Below are 23,215 nucleotides of genomic sequence, written 5' to 3'. Positions count from 1 at the left end.
ATTCAATTAAGGTAAATTAATTTTATAGGAGGACATACAATGAAGGTAACAATGTTAAAGGGAAAAATACACAGAGCTACTGTGGTGCAGGCTGAACTAGATTATGTGGGAAGTATTACAATAGATGAAGATTTATTAAAGGCTGCGGGGATTTTAGAATATGAAAAGGTTCAAATTGTTGATGTGAACAATGGAAATAGATTCGAAACCTATACTATAGCTGGAGAGCGTGGTAGTGGTCTTATATGTTTAAATGGAGCAGCAGCACGATGTGTACAAGTTGGTGATAAAATAATTATTATGAGTTATTGTGAGATGGAGAATGATGAAGCAAGAGAACATAAGCCTTCCGTAGTATTTGTAGATGAAAATAATAAGATATCAGAAATAACAAATTACGAAAAACATGGTCAATTAAGACGATAGCAAAAAAACTCCTTATAACAAAATGCGTTATAAGGAGTTTTTTTTATAAAAATACAAAAAATAAACTAAATTTATTTATATTTTAAATATATATTCACAATATATATTTAAAATATATATTATAATTAAGATATTATGTTTAAATGTGCTGTACATAGGGAGGAAAAGACTTGAGTAAATATATTGAATTTATAGATGTGAAAAAAGTATATAACATGGGAGAAGTTGAAATTAAAGCATTGGACGGTGTTAATTTTTCCATTGACAAAGGGGAATTTGTTGTAATTGCTGGTGCCAGCGGTGCAGGAAAAAGCACAATATTAAACATTCTAGGGGGAATGGACACATCAACCTCAGGAGAGGTATATGTAGATGGAAATAGAATAGATAAATATAGTGAAAAGGAATTAACTACATATAGAAGATTCGATATTGGATTTGTATTTCAGTTTTATAATTTAGTACAAAATTTGACTGCTATAGAAAATATAGAATTGGCAACTCAGATCTGTAAGAATCCATTAGATCCAGAAGAAACCTTAGAGGCTGTTGGGCTGAAAGAGAGACGGAACAATTTCCCAGCTCAGCTTTCGGGAGGAGAACAGCAAAGAATTGCAATTGCAAGGGCGTTGGCGAAGAATCCTAAATTACTATTATGTGATGAGCCTACAGGAGCCTTAGATTATAACACAGGAAAAGCTATTTTAAAGCTGCTTCAAGATATGAGTAGAAAGCTTGGGATGACGATTGTTGTTATTACACATAACTTAGCACTTACAGCTATGGGAGATAAGGTTATACATGTTAGAAACGGTAAGGTTAGTGACATGTATGTTAATGATAATCCTACACCAGTTGAAAGGATTGAGTGGTAACATGAAAAGTTCATTAGCTAAGGATATGATACGAGATATAAAAAATAGTTTAAGCAGGTTTATATCTATAGTAGCAATAGTTGCAATTGGAGTAGGTCTCTTTGCCGGGGTAAAGGTATCGTCTCCGGTTATGAAAAATAATGCTGACAAATATTATGATGAGCAGAATTTTATGGATATTCAACTGGTTTCGACCTTTGGACTTACAGATGATGATGTTGAATCGATTCGAAATTTAAAGGGTGTAGAAGGGGTATTTCCTACCTATTCCATGGATGTTCTTTCAAATTTTGATGCTGTAGAAGTTGTGTTAAAGGTTCATGGTTTAGATTTGAATCATTTAAATAAAGATGATAAAGATTATATAAATAGACCAGTTTTAGTAGATGGAAGATTCCCAGAGAATATTAATGAGTGTGTTATCGAGGCTGAGGTACTTGAAAATTACAATTTGAAAATTGGTGATGTAATTGAGGTAGCTTCAGGAAAAGAAGCAGATATAAGTGAAAGTTTAAAAGAAGATAAGTTTACCATTGTAGGAACAGTTCATAGCCCAATTTATGTTTCCTTTCAAAAGGGCAGCAGTTCTATAGGAAGTGGACAGATAAATGGATTTATTCTTGTTGCAAATGAGGCATTTAAAACACCGGCATATACAGAGGTTTTGTTAACAGTAGAAGGCGCTAAGGGCCTTCAGACCTATGATAAAGAGTATGATGAAACTGTTGAGGTGATTTCTGACAAATTAGAAGCTGTTGGTATTGAAAGAAGTAAAATTAGATACTTAGAAATTCTTGCAGAGGCAAAGGATAAGATTGCTGAAAGTAAAGAGGAACTTCAAAAGGCTAAGGATAAAAGTTCAGAGGAGCTAGCAAAGGCAGAAATAGAGTTAAAGGATGCCGAAAGTAAGCTTACTCTTGGAGAAAGTGAATTAGCTGGAAAAGAAGAAACATATAAAGTAACAATTGCAGGAGCAGAGGCAAAGATTTCAGAGGCGGAACAGAAGTTAAGTGAAGGTGAAGCAACATATAATGAGCAATATGAGGAATTTCAGAACTCTAAGGAAGAAGCAGAGCCTAAAATTGCTGAAGCTGAAAAGCAGATAGCTGAAGGTGAAAAGGCTATTTTAGCCATTGAAAGTTATATTGGAGAAATAAAAACTGAAATTGCTAATGGAAATTTAACTGATGAACAAAAGGCCATAGCAGAAGAAAAAATTCAACAGCTTTATGGTATTGTAGAACAATCAAAAGGTGGATTAGAATCTGCAAAAGCGGAGTTAGAAGCTCAAAAGGCTATGTTAACAGATGGAGAAAAAAAGTTAGCTGAAGCTAAAGCAGAGTTAGAAGCTGGTAAAGCTGAATTAGAAATTCAAAAAGCAAATTTCGCCCAAGAAAAGATTAATGCTGAAAATCAATTTGAGAGTGCAAAAGGTGAATTGAATTCAGGAAGAATAGAGTATAATAAAGGAAAAGAAACCTATATTCAGTCAAAGGCAGATGCAGAAAAGCAGATTGCAGAAGTAGAGGACAAGATAGAAGATGCTGAATATAAGCTAAATAATTTAGATGAGCCAGAATGGTATGTGTTAGATAGAAATACTAACTATAGTTATGTAGATTATGAAAACTCTGCAAATAGTATAAATGCAATTGCACAGGTGTTTCCGGTATTTTTCTTCATAGTAGCGGCATTAGTATGCTTAACTACAATGACTAGAATGGTTGATGAACAAAGGGGATTAATGGGAACGCTGAAGGCTTTAGGCTATAGTAAAATTGCTATAGTGTCAAAGTATATTGTATATGCAGTTGCTGCCAGCTTGACGGGAAGTTTATTAGGTATTGCAATAGGATTTACGTTATTCCCAACAGTAATATATAATGCTTATGGAATAATGTATCAATTACCAAAAATAACTTTAAGTTTTAACTGGAGTTATGCTATAATTTCAACTTTAGCAGCTATTTTAGTAACAACTGGTTCGGCGTTAATAGCATGTTATAAGGAATTAGTTGCAACTCCTGCGTTATTAATGAGGCCTAAAGCACCTGCGATGGGTAAGAGAATTTTATTAGAGAGAATTCCGTTTATATGGAATAGGCTAAGCTTTTTAAATAAAGTATGTGCAAGAAATATTTTTAGATATAAAAAGAGATTCTTAATGACGGTAATAGGTGTAGCTGGCTGTACTGCACTTCTGTTAACTGGTTATGGAATCAGGGATTCTATAAGAGCAATAGTTAATGTTCAGTTTGGTGAATTATATCATTATGATATGACTGTAAGCTTAGATAAAAATTTAAGAGATAAAACTTACGATAAAATTATTAATACTGTATCAAATGAAGCTGATGTGGAGGATTATATGATGGTTAATTACTCCAACATTAAAGTTTCAAATAATGAAACAAAGAAAGAAGCTATTTTGTTTACACCTAAGGATTTAACAGAGTTTAAGGATTTCATTACCTTGAGAAAGAGAAGTAATAAGGAAGCGATAAATCTTACGGATGACGGAGTTGTTCTTAATGAGAAATTAGCTAAACAACTGGGTGTAAAAGTTGGAGATAATGTTAACCTTACTAATGGCGATGATGATACAAATAAAAAATATGAGGTTAAAGTAATTGGAATTACTGAACAGTATATATATCATTATATTTATATAACTCCAGGATTATATAAACAATTATTCGGAGAAGAGCCACAATTTAATGATATAATTGCGAAAATAAATGATAAAACAAAAGAAGGAGAAAATAAATTAGCCACAGATTTAATTAATAATGATGAAATAGTGTCTGTAAGTTTTAACACAAGTCTTAAAGCGAATTTTAATGATACAATTAAAAGTTTAAATTTAGTAATTATCGTTATGATAATATCTGCTGGAGCTTTAGCTTTTGTAGTGTTATACAACTTAACCAATGTTAATATTAGTGAAAGAATAAGAGAAATAGCAACTATAAAGGTATTGGGTTTTTATAACAATGAAGTTGCATCCTATGTGTATAAGGAAAATACTTTATTAACATTTATAGGAATGTTAGTAGGGCTAGTTTTAGGTGTGCTGCTTCACAGATATATTATGGTTACTGTTGAATTGGATAATATAATGTTTGGAAGAACAATTCATTTTATTAGTTATGTATGGGCAGCCATATTAACAATGATGTTTGGAGCCTTAGTAAATTTTGTAATGTATTTTAAATTAAAAAATGTACCTATGGTAGAGTCTTTAAAATCCGTTGATTAGTTAAGAATATTATTAACGCATAGGGTAAAACTAATATAAGAAGAACTTAGTTTGATTAAATGAGTTTCAATATTAAATGCTTTAGGTGTACAAAAGAAGTGTTTAGAAATGAATTAATAATCAAACTAAGTTTTTATTTATGTTTATACATAATATGTGTTCCATAAGTTACAATTATTTCTATAATATAGTAGAATAATATTATAAAAGTAATTTTGGGGAGGGTATTATGAAAGTAATAAATGAAGACAATTTTGAAAAAGCAACTGATACAGGTTTAGTTTTGGTAGATTTCTATGCAACATGGTGTGGTCCTTGTCAAAGGCTAAGTCCTGTTTTAGAGGATCTTCAAGAGGATTTTGACGGAAAAGCAAAGTTTTATAAACTTGATATTGATGAAAGTAGAGCGCTTGCAAGAAAATTTTCTGTTATGAGTGTACCTACAATGATTATATTAAAGGATGGACATCCTGTTGATAGAATGATTGGATATATGCCACCAGAGGATATTAAAAATAAATTAGCAAAACATCTGTAGTAAAAATTTTTAATTATGGTTAATATCACCTTGATATTTTTATTGAGGTGATATTTTTATGTTCAATTATATTGTATAGCACAATGTGATTGATAATAGTGCTTAAAAGTGAGTGTTTTATCAAAGACTTTCAAATTAAAAGAAAGAGAGAAATGAAGAAAAATGAAGCAAGGTGGAAAAATAATGTAGCTAATTCGAAATTAACAGTGTTAAAAGTGATACATAATAATTGACTAAGCGAGAAAAGTGATATACAATAATAACAAATAGTACAACAGTTAAACGGGGGTTTATTATGATAAATGTTGGTATAAACGGATTTGGAAGAATTGGAAGAACTTTTCTTAGGATAGCTTGTGAGAAAAATAATAAGAATTTTAATATAGTAGCTATAAATGCTAGAGCAGATGTGGAAACATTAGCTCATTTATTTAAATATGATTCATGCTTTGGAGTTTTCAATGGAGATGTAAGGACTACAAAAGATTCGATGATTATTAATGGAAAAGAGATAAAAATAACACGCTGTAATATGCCAAAGGATATTCCATGGGCTGAGTTAGGCGTTAATGTTGTAGTTGAATCTACAGGTAAATTTAAAAGTAAAGAAGAATTAATGGGACATGTTGAGGCTGGAGCTCAAAAAATAGTTCTAACCGCACCTGGAAAGGACGAGGATATTACAATCGTAATGGGTGTGAATGATGAAAAGCTGGATATTGAAAAGCATACTATAATATCTAATGCATCATGTACAACTAACTGCTTAGCTCCAGTGGCAAAGGTTATAGATGAAAACTTTGGAATAGAAAAGGGATTTATAACAACTGTTCACTCTATGACTAATGATCAACAGATTCTAGATAAGTCTCATAAAGATTTAAGAAGAGCAAGGGCAGCTGGAGAATCTATTGTGCCTACAACAACAGGTGCTGCTAAAGCAGTATCAAAGGTATTGCCACAACTAAAAGGAAAGCTTGATGGTTTTGCATTAAGGGTTCCAACAGCGGCAGTTTCTATTACGGATTTAGTTTGCCAGGTATCAAAAAATGTTACAGCAACAGAGGTTAACCAGGTTCTTAAAGTAGCAGCAGAGGGAGAATTACATGGAATTTTAGGGGTTTGTGAATTACCTTTAGTTTCTATAGATTTTAAAGGCGATAGTCGTGCTTCAATTGTTGATGGTTTGTCAACAATGGCTAATGGAAATATGATAAAGATAGCTGCTTGGTATGATAATGAATGGGGCTACTCTTCAAGAGTATTAGATTTAACAGAAAAAATATCAGAGTTATTAAGTGCAGAGAAAAATAAAAAGATAGCATAAAAGTTATATTGTAATTTAATTAGGATAAAATGTGATAAGGTTAAAAATACAAGAAATTACTTATATAAAGTAGTTTCTTGTATTTTTTTACAATGAAATTTTGTTTATATTATATTATAATGGTTGAGACTATAGTTGAGTAGGTGAGATAATGATAAATAAATTTTTACCAATATTTAAAAAGGATATGATAGAAAGAGGATGGGATCAAGTAGATTTCATTATTGTTACAGGAGATGCATATATAGATCACCATAGTTTTGGGACAGCCATAATTTCCAGAGTGTTAGAAGATGCGGGTTATAAGGTTGGTATTATAGCACAGCCAGCTTGGAATGATACTAAAGATTTTATGAAGCTTGGAAGACCAAGACTAGGGTTCTTGGTAAATGGTGGGAATATGGACTCCATGGTTAACCATTATACAGTATCTAAAAAGCTTAGAGATAAAGATTTTTATTCTCCAGGTGGAAAGATGGGATTAAGGCCTGACAGGGCTACAATAGTATACTGCAATAAAATTAGAGAGGCATATAAAAGTATTCCAATAGTGATTGGTGGTGTTGAGGCAAGTCTTAGAAGATTTGCACACTATGATTACTGGAGTGATAAGGTTAGAAAATCCATGCTAGTGGATAGTGGAGCAGACCTGCTTATTTATGGTATGAGTGAGAAGCAAATTGTAGAGGTTGCAAATTGCATGAATGATGGATTACAGGTAAGATATATAAGACACGTACCAGGTACTTGTTATATAGTAGATGATATTAATGATGTGGCAGATTATATAGAAATTCCATCTTATAAAGATGTTTGCAGAGATAAAATTGAGTATGCAAAAGCTTTTAAAATACAATATGAAGAGCAGGATCCTGTGAGGGGGAAGGTTTTAGTACAAAAACATGCTAATCGCTTTGTGGTTCAGAACCCGCCAGAGATGCCGCTAACAAGAGAAGAATTAGATCATGTATATGGTCTTCCTTACGTGAAAAATTATCATCCATGCTATGAAGCTCAGGGTGGTATAGCTGCTATAGAAGAAGTTAAATTCAGTGTTGTAAGCTCAAGAGGGTGCTTTGGAAATTGTTCTTTTTGTGCTATAACTTTTCATCAAGGAAGAATTGTTCAAAGCAGAAGTGAGGAGTCTATCTTAGAAGAGGTAAAGGAGATAACGGAATTACCAGACTTCAAGGGATATATTCATGATGTTGGTGGACCAACAGCAAACTTTAGACGTCCTGCATGTAAAACTCAATTAAAGCATGGAGCATGTAAGAATAAGCAATGTTTATTCCCTAAGCCATGTAAGAATATTGATGCAGACCATACGGAATATTTAGAGCTGCTTAGGAAGGTTAGAGCAGTACCTAAGGTGAAAAAAGCCTTTGTTCGTTCAGGATTAAGATATGATTACATTATGGCAGATAAAAATGATGTTTTCTTTAAGGAGTTAGTAGAACATCATGTAAGTGGACAGTTAAAGGTCGCTCCAGAGCATATATGTGAAGGTGTGTTAAAATACATGGGTAAACCTGCTGGGAAAACTTATGGTAAATTTGTGGATAAATTTAACAAGATTACTAATGAAGTGGGAAAAAAACAGTATATAATTCCATATTTAATGTCAAGTCATCCAGGAAGTACATTGGATTCTGCCATTGAACTTGCTGAATATCTTAGAGATATTAATTATCAACCGGAACAGGTGCAGGACTTTTATCCAACACCAGGCACTCTTTCTACAACCATGTTTTATACTGGGATTGATCCGTTAACAATGGAAAAGGTATATATTCCTAAAAGCAAAATGGAGAAAGCAATGCAAAGAGCTTTACTTCAATTTAGAAATCCTAAGAAATACGATATTGTATATGATGCCTTAATTATGGCAGGGCGTGAAGACCTTATTGGAAATGGACCAAAATGCTTGATAAGACCAAGAAGTCAAAGAAATAACAATTCTAAAAGAAACAATAAAAGTAAGGGGACAGATGTTAGAAAATCTAGATCTTCAACATTTAAAGGCAAAGATAAGATAGCGGGGAAAACGAAAAATAAGTTTGATGGCAGAAAAGGAAAGTCATCAATAAAAAATAATAAAATGAAAAAAACAAGAGTATAAATTATTATGGAAACAGTAGTGGATCATCGATTCACTGCTGTTTTTTCAGTAGACAATAAATGAGATAAGATGTAAAATTATTATTGAATATTCTGATTTTTTTAAAAATGGAGGGGAAATACATGAACTCTACAATAGATTTAATAAATAAGAGGGTATCTTTGAGAAAGTATTCAGAAAGAGAAGTAGCTCCTGAAGTTTTGGATGTGATACTTAATAGTGCCATGAGAGCACCAACTGCAGGAAATACAATGATGTATTCAATGATTGTTATTAGAGATGAAGAAAAGAAAAAAAGGCTTTCACAAACATGTGATAATCAGCCTTTTATAGCAAAGGCACCAGTGGTGATAGTTTTTGTAGCTGACTCTCATAAAATGAATAAATACTTTAAAGTTAGTGGAGTTGGAGAATATTGCGAAAAAAATAATAAAAACTTAAATACTCCAGATTTAGCTCAATTATTCTTAGCGGCAGGAGATGCTTTTATTGCAGCACAAAATGCTGTTGTTGCAGCAGAATCATTAGGACTCGGTACATGCTATATAGGAGATATTGTTGAAAATTATGATACTCATAGAAAATTATTAAATCTTCCTAATTGGGCGACTCCGGTAGCAATGTTATGTTTAGGTTATTATCCTGAAGATTATCCGAGAACTCCAAAAACAAGATTTGATAAGAAGTATGTTGTTTTTGAAGAGGAGTATAAGGAATTGACAGAAGAAGAAATTTTTGAAATGTATAATGAAAATGACCGAAATGTTCCAATACCTAATGTATATAATGCGGAAAATTTTGGTCAATTACTTTATGGTAGAAAATTTGGATCAGATTTTATGAAAGAGATGAATAATGGCTTAATTAAAGCAGTAGAAAGTTGGATGAAAAAACAAGATAAGTTTTAAAAATAAATTTAAAATGCCAAAATGTATTAATCTAATTTTGCAACCTTTATTATAATTAAGATGAAAATAGGAAACAATAAATAAAAGAAATAAGGTTATATTAAATTTTTAAAACAAAAGAAAATAAGTTTTAAAAATTCAGCTAATATTTAAATTTTTCATTGTTAAAGGGGTGGAGGTATGATATAGTTAAGCCATTGATGTGTCGAGGAGGAATTAATTTTGCAAAAGATAAAAATTATTTCAGATAGTGCATGCGACTTGAGCTTAGAAACTGCTAAAGAGCATAATATAGGAATATTACCTTCAAGAGTAATATATAAAAATAAAGAATACTTGGACAAGGTTGAAATAAGTCCAGAACAGTTATATGCTTCCTTAGCTGAAGAAGTACCAACGACTTCATTACCTAATATGGAGTATTGCAAAAATGTTTTCGATGAAGTTAAAGCTGAAGGATATACTGATGTTATAGTTGTCACTGTTTCAAGTAAATTATCAGGAACCTTAAATAGTTTGAAATTATTAGCTGAAGATTATGAGGGGCTTAATTTTAGTTTCTTTGACACAAGAACTTTAGGATATCCTCAAGGAACAATAGCTCTTGAAGCTGCTGAAATGGTGGACAAGGGAATGAAGGTTGAGGAGATCTTAGAAAAGCTTGAAGATGTTAGAAAAAGAGTTTTTGGGTATGTTGTAGTTAATACATTGGAATATATGGTTAGAGGTGGAAGAATTAGCAAAATTAAAGGTACCTTAGGTGAAATGATTCACTTAAAACCTATAATATCTTCAAATGATGAAGGTTTATTATATAGGTTTTCTCAAAGTAGGGGACGAGTTCAATCTCTCAATAAATTGAAAAAAATCTTGGAAGAGCACTTAGAAAAGTCACCTTGTAAGGTATGGGTTTTAAGCGGAGATGCAATGGAAGAAGCTAAAGCCTTTTTTGATAGTTTTAAAAAAAATTCACGTGTGGAAAGTATAGCTTTAGAAAATATTGGACCAGCTATGGGAGTTCATACAGGACCAAAATCTTTAGGACTTTCGATTCTTCAATTAAATAAGTAAATTAATAGCAGAACATTTCTTTGTGAAATGTTCTTTTTTTATGAAAAAATATGTTGACAAAATAGTACGATGGGTGTACTATTTACTTAAAGGTAAAGTACGAATGTCGTACTAATTATTTTTAATCTTTGGTAAATAATAATAAACAAATGATTTCTTATATAAAATGATGGAGGCTTGTATAGTTTAATGAAGAAAATTGAAAGTCTCTAATGTATTTCATAAAGATTTAATTATAGTATTTTGTTTTAAGGGGTAAGTTAAATGGATGATAGAGATAAGCAAATTGAAGAGTTTTGCAGTTTATGTAAAATGTTTGTAAATCCTTGCAAAGAGGAGGAATTAAAGGAAGAATTTCCGAGAATATATAAACTGACGTCTATGGAAGTTAGCATAATTAATATGGTTTATGGCACTGAAGATATTATATTAAAGGAAATATGTGCCCAGTTAGATATTCCTAAAAGTACATTAACTAGTGCCATAGACAGATTAGAAAGAATGAATTATATTAATAGAATTATCAGCATAAGAGATAGAAGATCCTATGGATTAAAGCTGACGGAGGAAGGATGCAGAGTTCGTGATGAACAGCTTGCCTTTGAACGAAAACTATATGGTTATTTATTAAATGCCTTAGATACAAATGAAGAAAGAGAGCTGCTGATGCAGCTTTTAAGAAAAATGATTAATAATATATAGTGCAGAATTTTATGTTTTAGAAGGGAGAAGACGTTATGGAAAATGAAAAGTTAACTTTGAGAGTACAACAAAGTTTAAATGATGCTTATGATGAAGCAGTAAGATATAATCATCAGCAGCTTGATATAATCCACTTATTTTCAGCACTTTTAAATCAAAAGGATGGATTAATACCAAGTGTATTTGAAAAAATGGGTGTAAATTTAGAAGGTTTAAAAAGCAGGGTCGCTTTAGAACTTAATAGAATGCCACAAGTTTTGGGAGAAGGAGCTCGTTCTTCAGGAATTACAGCAACAAGAAGAATAAATGAAGTGCTATTAAAAGCAGAAGATATTTCTGCTAAGTTTAATGATTCATACATTAGTGTTGAACATGTTATGTTAGCTATTATGGATATAGATGCTAAAGGGACAGTAGGTAAAATTTTAAAAGAGTTTAATATAACAAAGGATAGATTTATGGAAGTCCTATCACAGGTTAGAGGAAATCAAAGAGTTGACACTAATGATCCTGAAGGTACTTATGATGCTCTAGCTAAATATGGAACAAACCTTGTGGAGTTAGCTAAAAATCACAAGCTTGACCCTGTTATAGGAAGAGATGAAGAAATTAGAAGAGTAATTAGAATTCTTTCAAGAAGGACAAAAAATAATCCTGTACTTATCGGAGAGCCTGGGGTTGGTAAAACTGCTATAGTTGAAGGATTAGCGGAAAGAATAGTAAGAGGAGATGTACCTGAAGGCTTAAAAGATAGAATAATATTCTCACTCGATATGGGAGCATTAATTGCAGGAGCTAAGTACAGAGGTGAATTTGAAGAAAGACTCAAAGCTGTTCTTAATGAAGTTAAAGGTGCTGATGGAAAGATAATCTTATTCATAGATGAGATTCACACCATTGTAGGTGCTGGAAAAACTGATGGAGCAATGGATGCTGGAAATTTAATCAAGCCAATGCTTGCTAGAGGAGAACTTCACTGTATTGGAGCAACTACTTTTGATGAGTATAGACAATATATCGAAAAAGATAAGGCTCTTGAAAGAAGATTCCAACCAGTTATAGCAGACGAACCTACAGTTCAAGATACAATTTCTATTTTAAGAGGTTTGAAGGAAAGGTTTGAAATTCATCATGGAATAAGAATACATGATTCAGCCATTGTTGCAGCGGCAAAACTTTCTCATAGATATATTCAGGATAGATTTCTACCGGATAAAGCTATAGATTTAATTGATGAAGCAGGAGCAATGATAAGAAGTGAAATTGATTCTCTTCCAACAGAGTTAGATATGGTTAGAAGAAAGTTATTTACACTTGAAACTGAAAGAGAAGCACTTTTAAAGGAAAGTGATGAAGGTTCTAAAAAAAGATTAGAAGAGCTTCAAAAGGAACTTGCAGAATTAAAAGATAAAAATGATGAAATGACTGCTAAATATGAGAAGGAAAAATCAAAAATTCTTGAAATTAGAAGCCTTAAAGAGCAGCTGGATGAAGCTAGGGGCAAGGTTGAAATGTATGAGCGAGAGTATGATTTTAACAGTGCTGCTGAGCTTAAATATGGTACTATTCCACGTTTAGAAGCTGAAATAAAAGAAAAAGAAGAAAAGATGAGAGAGAGATATGATACTGCCCTTCTTAAGGAAGAAGTAACAGAAGAAGAGATTTCTCAAATCGTATCTAAATGGACTGGAATACCAGTTTCAAGATTAGTTGAAGGTGAAAGAGAGAAGCTTCTACGTCTTGAGGATGATCTTCATAAGAGGGTAATCGGACAGGAGGAAGCAGTTACTGCGGTTTCTAGTGCAGTGATTAGAGCAAGGGCTGGAATGAAGGATGAAAATAAGCCGATAGGTTCCTTTATATTCTTAGGACCAACTGGTGTTGGTAAAACAGAACTTGCTAAAACTCTTGCTAAAAATTTATTTGATAGCGAAGATAATATTATCAGGATTGATATGTCTGAGTATATGGAAAAATATGCAGTATCAAGATTAATTGGAGCGCCTCCAGGATATGTAGGATACGAAGAAGGCGGACAGTTAACTGAGGCAGTTAGAAGAAAACCTTATTCAGTAATTTTATTCGATGAAATTGAGAAAGCTCATGAAGATGTATTTAATATTTTCTTACAGATTCTTGATGATGGAAGACTTACTGATAATAAGGGTAAAACTGTAGACTTTAAAAATACAATAATTATTATGACATCTAACATAGGAAGTAATTTCTTATTAGAGGATAATGGTGAAGTTACTGAGAGAACAAGAAAACTTGTGATGAATGAAATGAAGCATAGATTCAAACCAGAATTCTTAAATCGTGTGGATGATATAATTATGTTCAAACCATTATCCATGGAAGGAATTAAACAGATAATTGAAATCTTTGTTAATGATGTGAGAAGAAGACTTGTTGAAAGAAATATTACGCTTATAGTGGATGATTTAGCAAAAGAAGTTCTTGCAAAAGAAGGATATGATCCTGTATATGGAGCAAGGCCGCTTAAGAGATATATCGGTAATGTCCTTGAAACGATGATAGCTAAAAAAATTATTGCCGGGGAAATTACTAATGGATGCACTGTAGCAGTTACGGCTGATGGGGAAGATAAAATAAAAGTAGAAGTAACTAGTTTAGATAAATAATTATTTTGAAGCCTCAATATAATTTTAATATTGTATTGGTGGCTTCTTTAAAATTTGTTTGCGAATAATAGGTATACATGCTATACTAACAAAGTAAATATTTTATATTAAGCATACTAATATCTAAGCTATAAGAGCAAGTCTTATAGCTTTTATTTTTGCATAGTATGATTAAATAAATTTTGGTAAATTTAATATTGTAGAGATTAATGGTTAAGTTATATAAAAGTTATTTAAATAAATTTTATATAAACAGAAGGGGAAATTTATGAAAAGTGGATTTGAAGAATATAAATTAAATGAAAATATTTTAAAGGCATTAAACAATCTAGGGTTTGAGGAGCCCTCAGAGGTTCAAAAGGCTACTATTCCGGCTCTTTTAAAGCGTGAAGATATTATTGTAAAGTCGCAGACAGGAAGTGGAAAAACTGCAAGTTTTGGAATTCCTTTATGCAATGAGGTGGAGGTTGAGAACTCAAAGATTATGGCTTTAATACTTGTTCCAACAAGAGAATTAGCACTCCAAGTTAAAGAAGACATTTCGAACATAGGTAGATTGAAAAAGGTAAGATGTGCCGCGGTATTTGGGAAGCAACCTTTTAATGAACAGGTTAGAGAGTTGAAGCAGAGAGTACATATTGTAATTGGCACACCGGGTAGAATTAGTGACCATATGAATAGAGGAAACCTTAATTTCGAAGCTTTGAAATTTGTAGTTATTGACGAAGCAGATAAGATGCTTAATATGGGTTTCATTGATCAAATAGGTGATATTTTAAAAAAGCTTCCTAAAGAGAGAACTACAGGTTTATTTTCAGCAACAATTCCAGATACCATAGAGCAATTATGTAACAAATATATGAATAACCCAAAGATGATGGAAGTGGTATCTCAAGTATTTAATAGAGAAAAAATAAAAGAAACCTATCTTCCTATGGAGGTTAAAGATAAGGATAAGGTTCTGTGGAAGAATCTATATGCTCTTCAGCCAGATGCAGCTATTGTATTTTGCAACACAAAAGATAAGGTCAAAGATGTGTATAGCAGACTAAAATCTGAAGGAATTTCAGTGGAGCAGTTACATGGTGATATGGAGCAAAAGGATAGATTAAAAACCATGGAGAGATTTAAAAATAAGGAATTTAAAGTGCTAGTAGCAACAGATATTGCGGCAAGAGGAATTCATGTAGATAATATAACCCATGTAATTAATTATGAAGTTCCAATGGAAAGAGAAAGTTATGTTCATAGAATTGGAAGAACGGGAAGAGCTGGAAGAGAAGGATTTGCAGTGAGTTTTGTTGCACCATATGAAAGAAAGTTTTTAGAGGGAATAGAAGAATATGTAGGATATAAAATTGAAAAAGGTGAATTTCCTAGCGATGATGCAGTAAAGAGTGGAAAAGTGGTTTTCAAGGAAAGTCAAAAGTCATTAAATAGTGGTGGAAGAATAAAAAAGCAATTAATACATGATGAAATAACTAAAATTTATTTAAGTGTGGGTAAAAAGAAAAAAATCAGAAATATTGATATAGTTGGAGCTTTAAGCAATCTTCCAGAATTGACGGGAGAAGATATTGGGATAATTGATGTGCAAGATAATGTGACTTATGTTGATATTTTAAATAAAAAAGGCAAGGTAATATTAAAGAATTACAAAGAAGTAATTGTAAAAGGTAAGAAAGCAAGAGTTGAAAGAGCAAGAAAATAATGTAGAAATTTATATTGTGTTATTTATGGTATCATGTTATACTAGAGAAGTAGAAATACAAAATAAATTTATAAAGATTAACAATAAAATGACTTTCTCCATTTCAGAGATTAGTTAGTTGTGTGTGAATCTTTAAAATGGAGGAATTAAAATGGCAGATAAAAATTTAACATGCAAAGATTGTGGAGCAGAATTCATATTCACTGAAGGCGAGCAAGCTTTCTATGCTGAAAAAGGATTCGAAAATGATCCAGTAAGATGCAACGATTGCAGAAAAGCAAGAAAAGCACAAAGAAACAACAGATAATTATATTTGAGTTTCAGAGAGTTATGATTTATTTCATAACTCTTTTTTTATAAATTTATAAAATTTAGAATGGTAAAAGAAGAAAATGAAAAGGTTTAAAAATCCATATTTTATGTAAAAATGAAATGAATATTCGAAAAATACTTGAAAATATAATTGTGTAATGATAAAATTAAATCATAAAATATAACAAAGATTTCACATATCTATTACTTTCTCCTTTTTTAGAGAATTAGTTAATTGAATGTAAATCTTTAAAATTGGAGGAATAAAAATGGCAGATAAAACATTAACATGCAAAGATTGTGGTAAAGAATTCATATTCACTGAAGGTGAGCAAGCTTTCTACGCTGAAAAAGGATTCGAAAATGATCCAGTAAGATGTGCTGATTGCAGAAGAGCTAGAAAAGCTCAAAGAAATAACAGATAATTTTGCAAGCAGGAGACTATAGGGGTTAAACTCTATAGTCTTTTTTTTATAAAAAAGACATCCATTTAATAAAATTATGGATGTCTAATTTTTTTATATATTTATACTGGTAGATTTAAAAGTACTACGGATAAACTAAAGAATAAAGTTAATGCAATAGCATCAACAATAGTTGTGATTAATGGACTTGCCATAATAGCAGGGTCAAGCTTAAGTTTCTTTGCTATTATAGGTAATATTCCACCTACTAATTTAGCAACTATTACGGTGAAAAATAAACTTATGCATACAGTTAAAGAAATTAAAAAGCTTACTTTTTCAAAGAAGTAAATCCTAATAAAATTTACAATAGCAAGAATACTTCCTGTTAAAAGTGATACTCTGAATTCTTTGAACATAACTTTGAATCCATCTGATAATTTAATTTCTCCTAAGGCTAGTCCTCTAATAACTAAGGTAGAAGATTGAGAACCTGCATTTCCACCAGTATCCATAAGCATAGGTATAAATGAAGCAAGGATAACAACAGATGAAAGTACATCTTCAAAGTGTCTTATTATATTGCCAGTGAAAGTGGCAGAAATCATTAGTACTAAAAGCCAAAGAATTCTATGCTTTGCAAGATCCCATACACTTGTTTTTAAATATTCTTCTTCATTTGGCTCCATTCCGGCCATTATTTGAAAATCTTCAGTATTTTCTTGATCGATAATATCGACAATATCATCAATTGTTATTATACCTACTAGTCTCTTTTCATTATCAGTTACAGGTATAGAAAGTAAGTCGTATTTTTTAAACAAATGAGCAATATTTTCTTGGTCATCTAAAGTATTTACTGAAATAAATTCCTTTTTCATTAAATCTTCGATGAGAATATCATTTGAACTAAGTATTAGTTTTCTCAATGAAATAATTCCTAAAAGTACACGATTATTATCAATTACATAGCAAGTATTAATAGTTTCTTTATCTATTCCTGTTTTCTTAATATGATTTATAGCATCAGAAACAGTCATACTTTGTTTCAAATCAGCATATTCGATAGTCATTATGCTTCCTGCAGAACTATCAGGATAATTTAAAAAGTTGTTTATGATCTTTCTTTTAGTTTCATCTGTATTTTTCAATACTTTTTTTACCACATTTGCTGGAAGCTCTTCAAGAAAATCTACAGTATCATCAATGTATAGGTCATTTATAATATTAGATATTTCACTATCGGTTATAGAGTTAATTATATGCATTCTTTCTTCGTGATCTAAATATGCAAATACATCTGCAGCCATATCCTTTGGAAGAACTCTAAATGTTTTTACAACAGATTCCTTGTCGATACCTTCAAGAAATGATGCGATATCAACAACATTTTCCTTTTCAAGTCTTTCTTTTGCTTCTATGAATTTTTTTTCATTAATTAGTTTTAATATATTTTCCATTGTTATACCTCCCTAAAATTACCAAATTCCTTTTGGAACTTAAAATAAATTATGTTGGTTGTAGCAATAAAAACAATGGAGAAATAAAAAGGCACTAAACTTAATGTATAGTGCCATGAAAAATATGTAAAGTTACTATTATCACTAATATTTTGAGCGTGACAAATAAAACTAGCTTAAACCTTCATTTTAAGAATTTATATTTCAGTATAAAAATTGAGTTGACCTATTTTATAGAAAAAGGTATAAATCAATTATATACAAAATGAAGTGCAAGAATTTACATATGATAAATATTCATAGCTTGACATTAAGTTTGTTATGTGGATTAATAAATCTCCATCGCTGACAGGACTACTACCATCTTCCATGTTTCTTACACCTCCGTAAAATCAAAATAAATATTAGTTTATAGAAATAAAAAATCCCACGTTAACTTAAACGCAGGAATGTATAAACAACAACATTTCTCGTTCAAGTTTTAGCTCTGCAAGGCAATGAAATTGCATTAGATTAAGCCTTCTTTGTTCGGCCAAACCTGCTAACCAGTTAAGAATGTTTCCACTCTTTTACGGCAGCAACCCGTATCCTTGTAGTAACCTCACCTACCGAGGGATATAAAATTAAGTGGAACTTAAGTGAGAGTCTAAATCTATGATTTAGATACTCAAACTTACTCATTTGAATAAAATGAGAATGAGTTTCCTTTACTAATGTTAGACTTAGAATGAAGAATTGTCAACTGTTTTTTAATAATTTATTTAAGTTTATCATTTTTTCGCTGTTTAATAATTTTGGACTAAAATAAGAAATACATATTGCACCAATAGGAGCAGTTAGTAAAATAGCAACTACGGATATGGCAAGGATAGTATCACCAGAAGCAACACCAAGAGATAATGGTACTGCACCCATAGCAGCTTGCACAGTAGCTTTAGGTATATATGAAATCATGCAAAAAATTTTCTCTTTTGTCTCTAGATTAGTGTTAGCTAAAGAAATCCATACACCTATACTTCTAAAGAATAATCCTATAATAATTAATAATATACCAATGACACCTGCTTCAAGGGCAACAGAGATGTTAACTTGTGCTCCAACTAAAACGAAAAGTAAAATTTCTGCAAGAGACCAGATTTTATTAAAGCCTTCTGAAAGGTCTTTTGAAATTTCAGGTTTCTTATCCATGAGGATGAATGATAAAGTCATTACTCCTAAAAGGCTAGCAATAGTAATAATGTGTTCTAGGGCGGTTTCTAAATAAGTAATGAAAATTGCAGCAGCTAAAACCAGTAACATTTTACGAGTACTATTAATATTAAGTCGGTCAAAGATTTTAGTTAAAATTAGTGCTACGACTACACCTAGACCTATTCCTAAAAGGATGGAAATTGGTATTCCAAGAATTTGTCCAGCAATATTAATATTTTCTCCTCCATATAAACCCATAAACACAGTCATTATTGTTATTGCAAATACGTCATCTATGGAAGCAGCTGCAAGAATAAGTGTTGGGATATTCTTATCAGTTCCTCTCTTATTATTAATAAGATTAATCATTTGAGGTACAACAACAGCTGGAGATACAGCGGCAATTATAAATCCTAAAATACCTCCTTGAATGAAGGTGAAATCCAATAACATAGTTGATGCAACAGCAATTGCAAAACCTTCAAGTATACCAGGAATGCAGCTCATTTTAAGGGCTGGTTTTCCAATGTCTCTTAATTCAGATCGCTTTATACCAAAGCCAGCTCTAAGGAGAATGATAATTAATGCAATTTTTCTTAAATCTGCAGAGATATTTAGCAGATTATCATTGATTAAATTTAAAGAATAGGGGCCAATCAGAATTCCTAATAATAACATTCCTAAGAGACCGGGAAGTTTGAATTTTTCAAATAAGTAGCTAGAAAAGATTCCTAGCAAGATAATTAAGGCTAAAGATATTGCCATAATAATAACCTCCTTTAAAATAGTTTTTCAACTTAAAATTTATTCATACATTATAGGCATTTCTTGAAATAAGAAGTAGATAAGTATTTTAAGCATAAAAAATCTCCTACAGTTACACTTATAGTGTTGCTGTAGGAGTCATTAGCATTTGCAGTTAAGGTGAACTCCATCACCTAAGTATTCAATTAATATCATTATACTAGATAAAAGAAGATTGTTCAAGGAATAAAAGTGTTTCGTATGACGAAGTTATTGTAGTATTTGAATTTCACTTATGGTATTATGGTATTTATAGAAGAAATTTACACTTAGGGAGGTAAGGATATGTTAGTTGAAAAATTAGTTAATGCTTTTGGTGTAAGCGGATACGAAAAAGAAGTTAGAAATGTAATTAAAGAAGAGGTTAAAGCTTATGCGGATGAAATCACTGTAGATGCGCTTGGAAATTTAATAGTATTTAAGGGAGGAATTGGTGAAAATAAGAAAAAAATAATGGCTTCAGCTCATATGGATGAAATTGGATTCCAAGTGATTAAGATAGATGATAAGGGATTCATTACAGCTAGAGCTTTAGGTGGAATTCCAGTAGCAGGAACAAATATGGGAAGAGTTAAATTTAGAAACGGTGTTGTTGGTTTAGTATCTTCAACTATTGCTGCAAAAGATTTAACTACAGATACTAAAAAATTATTTATAGATATTGGAGCAAAGGATAAAGAGGAAGCAGAGCAGTATGTAAGAATAGGAGACGTTGCTGCTTATGTTGGTGATTATGCAGAGCTAAAAGGAAATAATATAACAGGCAAAGGTCTTGATGATAGAATTGGGTGTTATATTTTAATCGAAGCTTTAAAGAAAATAGACAAGCCTTATAATGATTTATATTTTGTATTTTCAACTCAAGAGGAAGTTGGATTAAGAGGAGCAACAGTTGCTGCAAATAGAATAAATCCAGATCTTGGAATAGCTTTAGATGTAACTATTGCAAGTGATTATCCTAACTCTGGAGAAGGCAGCAATAAAGTTGGAGCAGGAACTGCAATAAAGATTTCCGATGGATCTGTAATATGTAATGAGTATCTTGTTGATGAAATGATTGCTTGTGCAAAAGAAAATGAGATTAAATACCAGCTTGATGTTATTGATGGTGGTGGAACAGATGCAGGTGCAATCAATAGGTCTAACTATGGGGTTAGGGCAACAGGTATTTCAGTTGCAACAAGATATGTTCATGGACCAAATGCTTTAATAAGCATGGATGACACAAATGCATCAATAGATTTATTAGCAAAATATGTAGATAGAGAGTTTGATTTTGATAAGGAATAATTAAACCATTATTCTTTGTATCATATGACTTTAAAGTTTGACAGAAGGAGTTTCTAAAGTTAGAGACTCCTTTTGTGTTAAAGGGGGAATTTATAATGCATAAAGACAACATTATAGATAATTATCATGGAAGATTAATATGTGATTCATACAGATGGCTTGAAAATATTGAAAGTGAAGAAACTCAGGAGTTTGTGAGGTTACATAATAAGGTAACTAGTGACTATATTAGTGAATACGAGGATTTTTACAAAATAAAAGAAGAGATAACTAAGTATTCAGCCTTTGATAAGGGGGGAGTGCCTGTTAAAAAAGGAGAGTACTATTACTTCTTTTATAAGGAAGCTGCTGAAAATCAACCAGTACTTTATAGGGCAAAAGAACTTTGGGGTGAGAGAGAAGTTCTTGTTAATCCAAATGAATTATCAACAGAGGGAATTTGTGCAATAACAGGTTTTTGGGTGAATGACAAGAAGGATATTATTGCTTATGGAATATCTGAAAAAGGTAGTGATTGGCAGACAATATACTTTAAAAAAATGTCAGATGGACAATTGCTAGAAGATAAACTTGATTGGTGCAAGTTTGCAAGTCTCTGCTGGATTAATGAAGGGGAAAATGTTATTTACACAAGATATCCTAAATCTTATGCTATGCATGATCATAGAATTACATGTCATAACATGGTATCTATCCATAGAGTGGGAACAACTCAAGATGAGGACAAGGATATAATTGATGGTGTTGAGGAAAGTGAGTATTCATATCATTTACAAGTTACTGAGGATGAAAGATATTTAATTATGTATAAAAACAGGCCCTTTGGAGAAGGTTCAGTAATGATTATGGAACTTTCAGATGGTTTGGAAACAAGGGTAGATGAGGTAAGAGAAAATATTAACCTTTATTTTAGTACTATAATAGCAGATAAAGAAGAAAGCTTTCAGTTATTAGGTAATGTGAACAATAAGCTTTACTTTTTAACTGATTATAAAGCAGAAAATAAAAGGATTGTAGAAATAGATATTCTAAACTCTAAGGAAGAACAGTGGAAAACCATAATAGAGGAAAACTCAGAAGTACCAATTGAGACAGCAGAATTCACAGGAAGTCATATTGTACTAGTGAATATGGAACATGGACATCATACTCTTCTGAGCTATGAATTAGGTAAGGTGGAAGGGAAGAGTATTGAACTGCCAGCAATGGGTGCTATAGATGATATTAAAGGGTGTGACAAAGAAATTTTTGTAAGCTTTTCTTCCTTCTTTATTCCAACAACAATTTATAAACTTGATCTGGATAGTAATGAGTTGAAGGTAGTATGGCAGCCACAGCTTGACATAGATTTTGATGACTTTATAACAGAACAGGTTTTTGTAACATCAAAGGATGGTACTAGGATCCCTATGTTTATTAATAGAAGAAAGGATATGAAATTAAATTCTCAAAATAGAACGGTTTTATATGCCTATGGAGGATTTAATTTAAATAGGATACCAGAATATAGGGCTGCGGAGATTGTTTGGACTAAAAGAGGAGGCATATATGCAGTAGCTAATATTAGAGGTGGTAATGAGTATGGAGAAAAGTGGCATAAAGCTGGTATGATGCACAATAAACAAAACTGTTTTGATGATTTCATCAGTTGTGGACAATGGCTTATAGATAACAAGTATACATCAAATAAAAAGCTGGCTATAAGAGGAAGAAGCAATGGCGGTCTTTTAACTGCAAGCTGTATGGTTCAAAGACCGGATTTATATGGTGCTGTAATTTCACAAGTACCAGTGATAGATATGCTTAGATACCATAAGTACACTGTGGGAAGGTATTGGATTCCAGAGTATGGTGATGCAGAGAATAATAGAGAAGACTTTCTCAATATGATAAAGTACTCCCCACTTCATAATATAAAGTATGGAAGCATATATCCACCAGTATTAATTGCAACGGGAGACAGTGATGACAGGGTTTTACCATGTCACTCATATAAATTTGCAGCAACCCTTGAAGAAGCAATGAATACAAAAGACAGAGTATTTTTAAGAGTGGAGAAGGATGCTGGCCACGGTCAAGGAAAGCCTTTATCTAAGCTAATTGATGTTGAAGTAGATATATATAGTTTCTTGGAAAAAGTGTTGGGGTAGAAATAAAATTACATTGAAAT

17 protein-coding genes and 2 riboswitches are annotated in these 23,215 nt (G+C 31.7%); of the genes, 15 read left to right on the top strand and 2 right to left on the bottom strand.

The window, feature by feature from the left end; genetic code table 11:
* The first annotated feature begins 39 nt into the window (after window positions 1-39).
* From panD to BN1075_RS10640, 13 genes are all read left to right on the top strand, one after another.
* Window positions 40-426 (top strand): aspartate 1-decarboxylase, encoded by a 387-nt coding sequence (gene panD, locus BN1075_RS10700; protein ID WP_040193144.1) that lies wholly within the window; start codon window positions 40-42, stop codon window positions 424-426.
* A 170-nt stretch (window positions 427-596) separates the two neighbouring features.
* On the top strand, window positions 597-1,301 hold the full coding sequence (locus tag BN1075_RS10695) for an ABC transporter ATP-binding protein (RefSeq protein ID WP_040193143.1): 705 nt from the start codon (window positions 597-599) through the stop codon (window positions 1,299-1,301).
* Between the two features lies 1 nt (window position 1,302).
* Window positions 1,303-4,560, top strand: coding sequence for an FtsX-like permease family protein (locus tag BN1075_RS10690; protein WP_040193142.1), 3,258 nt, complete (start codon window positions 1,303-1,305; stop codon window positions 4,558-4,560).
* Window positions 4,561-4,789: 229 nt separating this feature from the next.
* A complete protein-coding gene (trxA, locus tag BN1075_RS10685; protein WP_040193141.1) occupies window positions 4,790-5,098 on the top strand; it encodes a thioredoxin in 309 nt (102 codons plus the stop codon).
* A 292-nt stretch (window positions 5,099-5,390) separates the two neighbouring features.
* Complete coding sequence (gene gap / locus BN1075_RS10680) at window positions 5,391-6,425, top strand: type I glyceraldehyde-3-phosphate dehydrogenase (RefSeq protein ID WP_040193140.1); 1,035 nt, start codon at window positions 5,391-5,393, stop codon at window positions 6,423-6,425.
* Between the two features lie 148 nt (window positions 6,426-6,573).
* Window positions 6,574-8,547 (top strand): YgiQ family radical SAM protein, encoded by a 1,974-nt coding sequence (locus BN1075_RS10675; protein WP_407637973.1) that lies wholly within the window; start codon window positions 6,574-6,576, stop codon window positions 8,545-8,547.
* Between the two features lie 122 nt (window positions 8,548-8,669).
* Complete coding sequence (locus BN1075_RS10670) at window positions 8,670-9,455, top strand: nitroreductase family protein (RefSeq protein ID WP_040193138.1); 786 nt, start codon at window positions 8,670-8,672, stop codon at window positions 9,453-9,455.
* 222 nt (window positions 9,456-9,677) lie between these two features.
* On the top strand, window positions 9,678-10,526 hold the full coding sequence (locus tag BN1075_RS10665; protein WP_040193137.1) for a DegV family protein: 849 nt from the start codon (window positions 9,678-9,680) through the stop codon (window positions 10,524-10,526).
* 264 nt (window positions 10,527-10,790) lie between these two features.
* The gene (locus BN1075_RS10660) at window positions 10,791-11,228 is read left to right on the top strand and encodes a MarR family winged helix-turn-helix transcriptional regulator (RefSeq protein ID WP_040193136.1); all 438 of its coding nucleotides are present in this window, start codon (window positions 10,791-10,793) and stop codon (window positions 11,226-11,228) included.
* Between the two features lie 35 nt (window positions 11,229-11,263).
* Entirely contained in the window at window positions 11,264-13,873 is a 2,610-nt protein-coding gene (clpB, locus tag BN1075_RS10655; protein WP_040193135.1) for an ATP-dependent chaperone ClpB, read from the top strand.
* 268 nt (window positions 13,874-14,141) lie between these two features.
* Entirely contained in the window at window positions 14,142-15,584 is a 1,443-nt protein-coding gene (locus BN1075_RS10650; RefSeq protein WP_040193134.1) for a DEAD/DEAH box helicase, read from the top strand.
* Between the two features lie 151 nt (window positions 15,585-15,735).
* On the top strand, window positions 15,736-15,891 hold the full coding sequence (locus tag BN1075_RS10645) for a zinc-ribbon domain-containing protein (protein WP_040193133.1): 156 nt from the start codon (window positions 15,736-15,738) through the stop codon (window positions 15,889-15,891).
* Between the two features lie 274 nt (window positions 15,892-16,165).
* Window positions 16,166-16,321, top strand: a complete 156-nt coding sequence (locus BN1075_RS10640; RefSeq protein WP_040193132.1) for a zinc-ribbon domain-containing protein — start codon at window positions 16,166-16,168, stop codon at window positions 16,319-16,321.
* 101 nt (window positions 16,322-16,422) lie between these two features.
* Here BN1075_RS10640 and mgtE read toward each other — a convergent pair whose 3' ends face one another.
* Both mgtE and BN1075_RS10630 read right to left on the bottom strand, forming a co-directional pair.
* On the bottom strand, window positions 16,423-17,760 hold the full coding sequence (mgtE, locus tag BN1075_RS10635) for a magnesium transporter (RefSeq protein WP_040193130.1): 1,338 nt from the start codon (window positions 17,758-17,760) through the stop codon (window positions 16,423-16,425).
* Between the two features lie 462 nt (window positions 17,761-18,222).
* Window positions 18,223-18,380, bottom strand: a riboswitch (M-box (ykoK) riboswitch).
* A gap of 118 nt (window positions 18,381-18,498) precedes the next feature.
* The gene (locus tag BN1075_RS10630) at window positions 18,499-19,716 is read right to left on the bottom strand and encodes a cation:proton antiporter domain-containing protein (RefSeq protein WP_040193129.1); all 1,218 of its coding nucleotides are present in this window, start codon (window positions 19,714-19,716) and stop codon (window positions 18,499-18,501) included.
* A 125-nt stretch (window positions 19,717-19,841) separates the two neighbouring features.
* Window positions 19,842-19,899, bottom strand: a riboswitch (Fluoride riboswitch).
* 141 nt (window positions 19,900-20,040) lie between these two features.
* Here BN1075_RS10630 and BN1075_RS10625 point away from each other — a divergent pair.
* Together BN1075_RS10625 and BN1075_RS10620 are read left to right on the top strand one after the other, a co-directional pair.
* Entirely contained in the window at window positions 20,041-21,045 is a 1,005-nt protein-coding gene (locus tag BN1075_RS10625) for a M42 family metallopeptidase (protein ID WP_040193128.1), read from the top strand.
* Window positions 21,046-21,140: 95 nt separating this feature from the next.
* Entirely contained in the window at window positions 21,141-23,195 is a 2,055-nt protein-coding gene (locus BN1075_RS10620) for a prolyl oligopeptidase family serine peptidase (protein WP_040193126.1), read from the top strand.
* The last annotated feature ends 20 nt before the right edge of the window (window positions 23,196-23,215 follow it).

It is taken from the genome of Clostridium culturomicium (genome assembly GCF_000821305.1).
Lineage (GTDB): Bacteria > Bacillota > Clostridia > Clostridiales > Clostridiaceae > Clostridium_J > Clostridium_J culturomicium.
The sequence above is the reverse complement of the archived record's forward strand: the minus strand, read 5'-3'. Positions and strand labels throughout refer to the sequence as shown.